8 protein-coding genes are annotated in these 7,537 nt (G+C 69.3%); 6 read left to right on the top strand and 2 right to left on the bottom strand.

All coding sequences use genetic code 11. The annotated features are described in order from the left end of the window. Window positions 1–109: 109 nt before the first annotated feature. Window positions 110–1,681, top strand: coding sequence for a hypothetical protein (locus ACFYTQ_RS20135; RefSeq protein ID WP_387362813.1), 1,572 nt, complete (start codon window positions 110–112; stop codon window positions 1,679–1,681). 6 nt (window positions 1,682–1,687) lie between these two features. Here ACFYTQ_RS20135 and ACFYTQ_RS20130 read toward each other — a convergent pair whose 3' ends face one another. Both ACFYTQ_RS20130 and ACFYTQ_RS20125 read right to left on the bottom strand, forming a co-directional pair. Beyond that, complete coding sequence (locus tag ACFYTQ_RS20130; protein ID WP_387362812.1) at window positions 1,688–2,470, bottom strand: ESX secretion-associated protein EspG; 783 nt, start codon at window positions 2,468–2,470, stop codon at window positions 1,688–1,690. Then, window positions 2,467–4,575 (bottom strand): PT domain-containing protein, encoded by a 2,109-nt coding sequence (locus ACFYTQ_RS20125; protein ID WP_387362810.1) that lies wholly within the window; start codon window positions 4,573–4,575, stop codon window positions 2,467–2,469. Before ACFYTQ_RS20125 ends, ACFYTQ_RS20130 begins: the two co-directional genes overlap by 4 nt. 115 nt (window positions 4,576–4,690) lie before the next feature. Here ACFYTQ_RS20125 and ACFYTQ_RS20120 point away from each other — a divergent pair, with 115 nt between their 5' ends. From ACFYTQ_RS20120 to ACFYTQ_RS20100, 5 genes are all read left to right on the top strand, one after another. Beyond that, window positions 4,691–5,032 carry a hypothetical protein gene (locus tag ACFYTQ_RS20120; RefSeq protein ID WP_387362808.1) on the top strand — a complete coding sequence of 114 codons (342 nt, stop codon included), beginning with the start codon at window positions 4,691–4,693 and terminating at the stop codon, window positions 5,030–5,032. A 14-nt stretch (window positions 5,033–5,046) separates the two neighbouring features. After that, window positions 5,047–5,349 carry a YbaB/EbfC family nucleoid-associated protein gene (locus tag ACFYTQ_RS20115; RefSeq protein ID WP_387362806.1) on the top strand — a complete coding sequence of 101 codons (303 nt, stop codon included), beginning with the start codon at window positions 5,047–5,049 and terminating at the stop codon, window positions 5,347–5,349. A gap of 117 nt (window positions 5,350–5,466) precedes the next feature. Beyond that, the gene (locus ACFYTQ_RS20110; protein ID WP_387362804.1) at window positions 5,467–5,787 is read left to right on the top strand and encodes a type VII secretion target; all 321 of its coding nucleotides are present in this window, start codon (window positions 5,467–5,469) and stop codon (window positions 5,785–5,787) included. After that, window positions 5,784–7,157, top strand: a complete 1,374-nt coding sequence (locus ACFYTQ_RS20105) for a hypothetical protein (RefSeq protein WP_387362802.1) — start codon at window positions 5,784–5,786, stop codon at window positions 7,155–7,157. The genes ACFYTQ_RS20110 and ACFYTQ_RS20105 overlap by 4 nt, the downstream gene beginning before the upstream one ends. 30 nt (window positions 7,158–7,187) lie before the next feature. Next, a complete protein-coding gene (locus tag ACFYTQ_RS20100; RefSeq protein ID WP_387362800.1) occupies window positions 7,188–7,517 on the top strand; it encodes a PE domain-containing protein in 330 nt (109 codons plus the stop codon). Window positions 7,518–7,537 lie beyond the last annotated feature (20 nt).

Here is a 7,537-nt window from a genome sequence, read left to right as displayed (position 1 = left end):
CGGGTGGTGGGGACCCGGATACAGTCGTCTGGCGTCGGATGGGCGGCCACGGCACTATTGCGGATATCCGTGTGTCGCGCGCCGTAGCGATGAGGAAGGGCCGAACCGTATGAACGATCCGCAGCAGGACAAGCCCGAGGGGACCGACGAGGCGCCGGATGTGACCTTCCGGATGCAGCCGGGCGGCTCGGACGGTCCCTCGGATGCGGCGTCGCCGGACACTCCCGCACCGGACGGGGCGTCCACCGAGCCCGAAGCGGCCCCGGAGCAGTCGGTCGAGGAGCGGGCCACCGAACTCACCCACCAGGTCGCGCGGGAACTCGCGGTCGCCGGACCCGAGGGCTGGGCGCGGCTCGAGGCGGTGTTCTCGATGACGGTCGCGGGCGGCGTCACCTACGTGCTGTATTTCGACGACGACGACCGGGTGGTGCGGGCCGATCCGTCCGACGAGGTGATCGAGCACGTGCGGCAGCTGCGCGACGTCTCCGCCGGGCTCGGTGACGGGCCGTGGTGGCGACTCGTGTTGCGGCTCACCGTCACCGGGCAACTCGAGGCCGACTACGACTACGGCGACGACCCCTTCCCGGACGAGCAGATGCTCATCCCCGAGGCGTATCGCGCCGACCTCGAGGCGTACCCGCGCCGCCACCTGCCGGTCTGGCTGGCCGCCTACATCGGGCACGGGAACCGGCAGTGGCGCTCCCCGCAGGACGCCGCGAAACAGGCTCGCGCGGACCGGGATTCGAACCGCGCGCCGGTGCGCTCCGAGAACGACTTCCCGGTGCTGCCGGTGCTGTGGGCGCGGTGGGCGACGATCGCGGCGGCCTTCGTCGCCGTCGGCTCGGAGTGGGGTCCGCGAATCCTCCCGGCGCTGGGCGTCTTCGAGGGTTCCTCGCGCAGCGGCTCGACCCTGTACGTGCTGCCCGGCGGCCGCGCGGTGCTCTCGGGCGGCGTCTGGAACGCCCCCGAACTCGACGCCGCCTACAACCAGGGCGCCGCGCTGCCCGACCTGTACGCGGGCGCGCCGGACTGGGTCGCCAACCAGGTGCTCAATCCGCGCGCGGCGCGCGGCGTGCTGTCGTTCTGCTATTGGTGGGAGCGCGGCGCCTGGTATCGCGGCGACTCCCCGAGCTCGGAACACATCAGCGCCGCCGTGCCCGGCGTGTGGACCGCCGACACCGTCGCCGACGTGGTGTGCGGACTGCTCAGCAACGATCCGAGCGACGAATTGCGCAGCGCGGCAAGCAATCTCGTGGCCGCCGCCGAGGCGGGCGTGGTCACCCGCGACACCCTGACCGCACTGTTCACCGATCCCTCCGACGATATCGACGGCGCGCTCTACCAGCTGTCGCTGGCCGGTCTGGTCACCTCGGTGCCCGAACCGATCTCCGAGGAGCGCGCGATCAGCCGGGTCCGCGAGCACATCCGCGGCCTCGACATCGACACCTCCCGTTACCCGGTGGACGAACTGGTCGCCGAACGCCTCAGCGTCGGCTGGATGGTGTTCGTGCCGACCGCGCCGGGCGAGATCGCCATCGGCCGCGCGATCTTCTACATCGCCGACGACGGCGTGATCGAGCAGTCGTCCTCGTCGGTCGCGCCGTCGATCTACGCCGAGGGGTTCGAACAGCGGTTCCACCAGCGGCAGACGAGTGCCGCCGCGGATTCGCCGGTGCGGTGAGAAGCGTTACGCGCGTTCGTCTTTGATGGCGCGCACGACGTCGGCGATCCGGCCGTTGATCATCGAGATCAACTGCCGGGCGTCGACCGGCATCGCGACCGGCGGATGCTCGTCGGTGATGACGTAGCGTCCGTCGTCCTCGACGTCGCGCCAGCGCAACTGATGTTCGATGCGGCCGCGCGGCCCGAACTTCGACCGGCCCTGCACCACCCGGATGCGGCCCGCGTGCTCCGCCTTCAGATCGAGGAAGTTCTTCGCCCGCACCTGGACGGTGTCCTCGAAGGAGTCCCGGACGCCGGAACTGCCGAAGGCGTAATCCAATTCGTCGGTCTCGTCGGCGGGCAGCACCACCTCGCCCTGCTTACCGGCGGGCATCTCCGGCAGGGCCGCGACCGCCTCGTCCGCGAGCCGCAGCGGATCGCATTCGGTGATCCGGTAACCGCCGCCGTGCCAGAACGATTCGCCCGGGGCCTGGCTGATCAGGTAGCCGCCGGGACCCCGCCGGGTCGCCATGATCCGGATCTCGGATTCGTGCCGCAGCGGGGATTTCTCGTCCCAGCCGGTCACGACGACGTACAGGTCCGGTTGGACGATCGCCGCCATGGCGTCGTGCAGCCCCGCGTCCACGCGCCGCTGCAACCGATCTCGCGCCGCGATCTGCTCGGCGTCGAACTCCTCGTAGGTCGTCGCCTTGGACGTGTACGAGAACGGCCGCGGCAGGATGTCGTCGGTGTGGGTGTTCCACAGGATGTAGAACTCGGCGTCGTCCAGAGTCCAGCTGCGCTTCATCGCTCCACGACCGGCTTGGCCACGACGGGTGCCTCGCCCAACGCCTCGTCGAGATGTTCGGCGCTGTCGAGGTAATCGGCGCGCTTGCGATCCTTGGCGCCCTGCTGACCGGCGCCGTGACCCATCGGCCCCATGCCGCCCGGCGCGCCCATACCGCCCGAACTCGCCGCCAGACCCGAGCGCGCGGCGGTCAGGCCCTGCCCGTCGGTGGCCGCCGCCGCCCGCGGGAACAGCCGCGACGCCTGCAACACCTCCTGCGGCTTGCTCGGGCCGATGCCCCCGCCGCCGCCGACACCGCCGCCGCCACCGCCCTTGCCGAGGCCGCCGCCGCCCGCGCCGCCGCCCTTGGTCGGATCGAGTTCGTCGGGCAGCCCGGCGAGTCCGGACAGTCCGGCGGTGGCGGCGCGGCGCGCCTCGTCCTGCTGGGACTGCGCGAACGCCTGCTGCGCGGCCTGCATCCCCTGTTGCAGGGCCTGCTGCGCGGCCGACATGCCCTGCGAGAGTGCCTGCTGCACTTGGGACATGGCCTGCTGGGCCTGCTGCTGCGCCTGTTGCTGTTCGGCTTGTTTCTGGTAGGCGGCCTGCTGCTTGGCCTGCTCCTTGGCGGCCGCCTCCTGCTGCTTCTGGTATTCCTTCTGCTGTTGTTCGGCGGCCTTCTGCTGCGCTTCCTGCTGCTTCTTGTACTCGGCCTGCTGCTTCGCGTACTGCTCCTGCGCGGCCTTCTGCTGGGCCTCCTGCTGCTTCTGGTACGCGGCGGCGGAGGGTGAGTTCTGCGGGGACGAGCCGGTGGGGCCGCCGGTGGGCGAACCCGTGGGGCTGCCCGTCGGACTTCCGGTGGGACTGCCCGTGGGGTGTCCCTTCGGGTCGCCGGTCGGTTTCCCGGTGGGATCGTTTGTCGGCTTGGGCATCTCGGCGAGCGGTTTCGCCGGATCGGGCATCAGGGCCACCTGGTCCCGCGAGGCGGTGTAACCGGGCGGGTAGAAGTCGTCCCACTTCGAGGCGCAGATCTCGCGGATCTGGCGAATGGTGTCGGGCTCGTAGTTCCACGACTGGAGATCGGCCTCGTCGTACTGGGGCAAATAGGGCTGAAGGCCGTGTAACCATCCGGAAGTGAATCGCAGATTGTCGAAGACGGCCTGCATGGAGGTCTTCAAACGATTCAGTTCGGTACAGTACCGTTCGACAGCACTTTTCGCCTCCTGCGCCGACTTCCCCTCCCACGCGGTGCCAACGCCCTTGCCATTGATCGCGGCGCCGGTGTTGGCCAGGAAGTCCGATGCCTCCTTGCCCAGCAACGTGATCGCGCCGTTCCATGTCATCGCGAGGTCGTCGAGCTTGGGGAGATTGCCCTTCAGCAGGTCGTGATGTTGTTTCATCATGGCCAGGGTGAGCATCGCACCGGACTCGGGAGCGTAGGTGTTGCTCTTGTCGACCTGGTCACCGACCTCCTTCTTCAGCGCGTCGAGCTCCTTGGGATTGCCCAGCTTGCCGTCGAAGTCCTTGTTGCGCGAGACGTACAGGCCGCCCACCCCGTTGTAATTGACGTCCGTCGTGGCGCCGTAGCTGTTGCTGTCGTCGGTGGACAGTTTCGCTTTCGCGCGATCGGCGGGTAGCCCGGAGTAATCGAGCGCTGAGAAAGTGGTGGGCGAGAATTGATGATCGTCGTGGTAATCCTTTTTCGCGGCACGCAGATCGGTCAGTTTGGCGATCACGCCGCTCGTCGTGTGATCGTCGTCGACAATGACCTTGCCCGCCTTGATGAAAAGGTCCGCGAGATTGGTCACCATATCGCGATGTCCCTTCATCGAGACATCGTGAAAATCGTTGGCGGCCTTCTTGAATTGGTCGGAGAGTTTCGGGCCCGACGGCAGCGTGCTCAGGGCGGGCACGGTGGCCGCGTTCTTCATCCCGTTCTCGATCTGGGTGAACGTGTACAGCAGCGAACTGCACAGATCGGCCAGGTTCCAGGCGATCTGGTGGTCGAAGCTGAACTTGCCGTCCGACGCCTGCTGTTGCAGACCCTTGATGTCGTCGTTCAGGCCCACGTCGCACACCCCGTCCCGTACTCGTCCGAACTCACGGTCGTCGCCGTCCCTCGTGGTCATCTTGGCACAACCCGGGTGCGGCGTCAGCCGCGAAAGCCACGGTCATCGACCGCGCGATGCTTGTACCCTGAGGTGTCCGACAGGTATCGGGGAGCGGAAGGACACGGGTGATCCGATGAGTGACGAACCGGCCGCGCCGGTCGAGTGGAGTGCCAGTTCGCGCAGTGGGTCGATCACCGTGCGGACCACCGAACAGGGCCTGCCGCTGGGGGTTTCGGTGGAGCCGGGTGAGCTGCGGCGCAATCCCCGGGAGTTGGCGGCCGACATCGTGCGGCTGTGCCGCCAGGCGGCCAATCGGGCGGCGCTCGCGCGGCGGCGGGAGTTCGAGCAGGCCGGGGTGGATCCGGCCATGTTGCGGCTGATGGGACTGCCCACCCCCGAGGAGGTGGCGCTGGCCGAACAGGCCGAGCAGGAGGAGTACGAGACCGAGCCGGAGAGCTGGCTGCGGTCGGTGTGAAAGGTGTTGCGCCCGTGTACGAAACGATGGACGAGCTGGAAGACAGCGTGCGTCGCCGGTTGTACCGGATGCGCGATCTCGGCGATCGGATGGCCGCCGTGCGCGCCCGGGAGACCTCGCCCGACGAGATGATCTCCGCTGAAGTGGACGGAAACGGGGCGTTACTGAATCTCGAACTGTCGGAGTCGATTTCCCGGCTGTCCCCGGCCGAATTCGAATCGGCGCTGGTGGAGGTCGTCATGGCGGCGGCCCGTCGGGCGTTCACGGAACGGGCGGATCTCATCAACGAGTTCAACGAAGAGATGAGCGGGACGTAAATTTACATTGCCTTAAGCCTTGCCCACGGTTCTCGGGGGGCGCTACGCGTAGCGGGATGTCGGTGGGTCTGCCTACGATAAGGCAGGATCAATTGCCTGAATGGATCGGGGATTTCGATGGACGTGCTAGCAGCGTCGCCTGACGCGATTCGTCGATACGGCGATACCTCGGCGGCGATGGCCACCACCGTGGCGACCCTGGCGGGAGTCGATCAGGCCGCGTCGGTCGCGGCGGCGGTTCCGGTGTTCGGTCTGATCGGGCAGGACTTCCTGCTCGCCTTCGCGGGTGCGCAGGCCACCCACCTGAGCTCGGTCGCCGAACTGGCCGCCGTGCACGCGGGCACGGCGTTGACCGCCTACGAGGGCGCCGCCACCTACCAATCCACCGACGACGCCTCGGCGTCGAATCTGGGCGCGGCGACGAACGACCAGCCATGACCGGTCCGCTCGATCCGTCGATCATGGATCTGCTGCGCGGCAGCGCCATGGCGCCCATGCTGGACAAGCCGATCGGCCAGATCCTCAGCGACATGGGCGTTCCCGCGCTCCCGCAGATCCCGCCCGCGCCGTCGCTGCCCGGTATGCCACCCATGCCGGTCATCGACATCGCGGCGCTGGCGAAACCGCTGACCGATCTGGCCGCGGCCTTCGGCACGGGCCAATTCCCCGGTGCCGCAGCGCCCGCCGCGCCCCCGGCCCCGCAGAACGCGCCGGGCGGCCAGCAGAACGCCGCCGCCCCGGCCCCGCCGCCGGTGGACCCGACCCAGGTCATGCAGGCCGTGTCCACGGGGATGCAGACCGTGATGCAGCTCGGCATGTCCGCGGTGCAACTGGCGATGACGCTGTGGCAGGGCATGGGCGCGGACTCCGCCGCCGCGAAACAGACTGCGGCGCAAGGGGATGCGGGCAAACTGGCCGAGCAGAGCGGGCAGCAGAAGCTGATCCTCGGTCAGGGCGCCACCTCGGTCGCCATCGGCGGCGCGCTGATGACGGGGATCATCGGCAAGTTCACCACCACCGCCGCGCTCACCGCGCCGTTCCTGGGCACCCCGCCCGGGGCGGCCTTCCTGACCGAGGCGGCCATCGAGAGCATCACCGAGGCGCTGGCCGTGACGGCCAAGACGCGCGGCGAGATGACGGTCCACTCGGTCAATATGACGCGCGCCGGGGCCAAGGTTCCGGTGACCAACGCCCCCACGGGCGTCAAGTCCACCGAGGGCCTCCAGCAGTTGATGCAGCTGATCCAGCCGCTGGCCCAGGCCGCCAGCGCGGGCGCGCAGGCCGCGAGCAAGCTGGGTCCGGCGGCCAGCGCCCTGAGCGCCCCGACCGCGGCCACGCCGATCACCGACAAGGCCGCGCTGGAACATCTTTCGGCCGCGCACGGCGGTGGCGGCGGCGCCGGGGGTGGCGGTGGCATCGGCGGGGGAGTCGGTGGAATCGGCGGCGGCGCGACGCCGTTGAGCCCCTTCACCGGAACCCGCGTCGCCAGCGGCGTCGGGCCGCTGTCCGGCACCGTCGGCGGCTTCGGAACCGCCTCGGGCACCGGCGCTCCCGTGTCGATCACCCCCACCTCGGCGGCGTCCACCGCCGCGGGCGGTCCGGGGATGATGCCGATGGGCGCGGGCGCGGCCGGTGCGGCCGGAATGGGCTCGCGCGCAACGAGTTCGGATGTGGAACACCAAGCGAACCTGGTCACCGGCGCGCACGGGGACGAGGTCGTCGGTCCGATCGAGGGCGTCTCGGTGCCCGTGGTCGGGGCGGCCGGGCAGGCGAGCGAACCGCCGCCCGACAAGGAACTGACGCTGTAGCGATGGCTCGAATGGATTAGTGAGGTTGTCATGGCCGAGACGGCGAACTTCGCGGGCGTGTACTTCGACCCGGCGGCGGCTACCGATGCGGCCGCCCGCCTGGACGCCCTGGCGCAACGGCTGGAAGACGAACTGCGGGAGAACCAGACGGCGCTGACGGTTCCGGCTGCCGGCGCCGACGAGGTGTCCGGGCGCGCCGCGCAGACGATGAACGGGGTCGCGGACTCGTTCGCCGAGAGCGTGAGCGCGGGCATCCTCGAACTGCGCAAGCTGGCCGCGTCGCTGCGTGCCCAGGTGAACCACGTCGGCCGCGTCGAGAGCGACACCGCCGCCGCCGTCGGCGGCACGCGATCGGCCTGAGCGAGCCCGGGACAATCGAC

This window comes from Nocardia sp. NPDC004068 (assembly GCF_042874315.1).
GTDB lineage: Bacteria > Actinomycetota > Actinomycetes > Mycobacteriales > Mycobacteriaceae > Nocardia.
The sequence above is the reverse complement of the archived record's forward strand: the minus strand, read 5'-3'. Positions and strand labels throughout refer to the sequence as shown.

Coding starts and splice junctions, on each gene's coding strand:
- ACFYTQ_RS20125 (WP_387362810.1), bottom strand. CDS start 4,575: ATGACCACGAGGGACGGCGACGACCGTGAGTTCGGACGAGTACGGGAC.
- ACFYTQ_RS20110 (WP_387362804.1), top strand. CDS start 5,467: ATGGACGTGCTAGCAGCGTCGCCTGACGCGATTCGTCGATACGGCGAT.
- ACFYTQ_RS20105 (WP_387362802.1), top strand. CDS start 5,784: ATGACCGGTCCGCTCGATCCGTCGATCATGGATCTGCTGCGCGGCAGC.
- ACFYTQ_RS20135 (WP_387362813.1), top strand. CDS start 110: ATGAACGATCCGCAGCAGGACAAGCCCGAGGGGACCGACGAGGCGCCG.
- ACFYTQ_RS20120 (WP_387362808.1), top strand. CDS start 4,691: ATGAGTGACGAACCGGCCGCGCCGGTCGAGTGGAGTGCCAGTTCGCGC.
- ACFYTQ_RS20130 (WP_387362812.1), bottom strand. CDS start 2,470: ATGAAGCGCAGCTGGACTCTGGACGACGCCGAGTTCTACATCCTGTGG.
- ACFYTQ_RS20100 (WP_387362800.1), top strand. CDS start 7,188: ATGGCCGAGACGGCGAACTTCGCGGGCGTGTACTTCGACCCGGCGGCG.